Annotated in this window: 1 protein-coding gene; it reads right to left on the minus strand. The window is 73.1% G+C overall.

Annotated features, from left to right (window positions below; all coding sequences use genetic code 11):
• Positions 1-318: 318 nt before the first annotated feature.
• Positions 319-1,323 (minus strand): sugar phosphate isomerase/epimerase family protein, encoded by a 1,005-nt coding sequence (locus C6N75_RS12905; RefSeq protein ID WP_105869027.1) that lies wholly within the window; start codon positions 1,321-1,323, stop codon positions 319-321.
• Positions 1,324-1,415 lie beyond the last annotated feature (92 nt).

The raw sequence follows: 1,415 nt of genomic DNA on the forward strand, positions 1-1,415 counted from the left end.
GGTGCATGCCGCACCCGCGAGGGGGCGCGGTGCGCACCCCCTCGCGGGTGCGGCATGCACCCCCTCGCGGATGCGGTACACCCCCGTCGCCGGTGCTATGCGCACCGCTGTGCTGCTCCGGGACCACGATCCCGACATTGTGATGTACACCTCAAAATGCGGGCCGGGAGGGACGTTAGCCTGCCTCGTCCCGGCCGGATAGACCTTGCGCGCAAAGTCCGGCGAACTTTTCCCCGGCAGAGGACAAAGCCGCCAGGCGGGCAGGCCGGACCGCCCGGTGGCGCGGTGCGCCACCGGGCCGCCCGCACCGGCGACGGGTCAGTCCGCCGAGCCGAAGGCCGCGTCGAAGGAGGCGGACGGCGGGTCGAAGTCGTACCGCTTCAGGGTGGCCAGCGCCTCGGGGGCGCCGGTGAGCCGGTCCATCCCGGCGTCCTCCCACTCCACCGAGACGGGCCCGTCGTAGCCGATGGAGCGCAGCATCCGGAAGACGTCCTCCCAGGGCACGTCCCCGTGCCCGGCCGAGACGAAGTCCCAGCCCCGGCGCGGATCACCCCAGGGCAGGTGCGAGCCGAGCCGGCCGTTGCGGCCGTCGAGCCGTTTGCGGGCCTCCTTGCAGTCCACGTGGTAGATCCGCTCCCGGAAGTCCCAGAGGAAGCCCACCGGGTCGAGGTCCTGCCAGACGAAGTGGCTGGGATCGAAGTTGAGCCCGAAGGCGGGGCGGTGGTCCAGTGCCTCCAGGGCGCGCCGGGTGGTCCAGTAGTCGTAGGCGATCTCGCCGGGGTGCACCTCGTGGGCGAAGCGGACGCCCTCGGCGTCGAAGACGTCCAGCACCGGGTTCCAGCGCTCGGCGAAGTCCTCGTAACCGCGCTCGATCATCCGCTCCGGCACCGGCGGGAACATCGCCACCAGGTGCCAGATGGACGAGCCGGTGAAGCCGACCACCGTGCGCACCCCGAACGCGGCCGCCGCCCGCGCGGTGTCCGCCATCTCCCTGGCCGCCCGCCGCCGTACGCCCTCCGGCTCCCCGTCGCCCCAGATCCTGGCCGGGACGATGGCCCGGTGGCGCTCGTCGATCGGGTGGTCGCACACCGCCTGGCCGACCAGGTGGTTGGAGACCGCGAAGCAGGTCAGTCCGTACCTGTCGAGCAACGCCCGCCGGCCGACCAGGTAGCCCGGGTCGGCGAGGGCCCTGTCGACCTCGAAGTGATCGCCCCAGCAGGCGAGTTCCAGCCCGTCGTAACCGAAGTCCCGGGCGAGCCGGCAGACCTCCTCCAGCGGCAGGTCGGCCCACTGGCCGGTGAAGAGGGTGAAGGGACGTGGCACCGGAAGACCTCCTAGGCGGTGACGGCGGGCGGGGCGGGCGGCACGGCGGCGGCGAGCGGCACGGAGGGACCGGGGGCCACCGGCCCCCCGGC

The organism is Streptomyces solincola, from assembly GCF_002982015.1.
GTDB lineage: Bacteria > Actinomycetota > Actinomycetes > Streptomycetales > Streptomycetaceae > Streptomyces > Streptomyces solincola.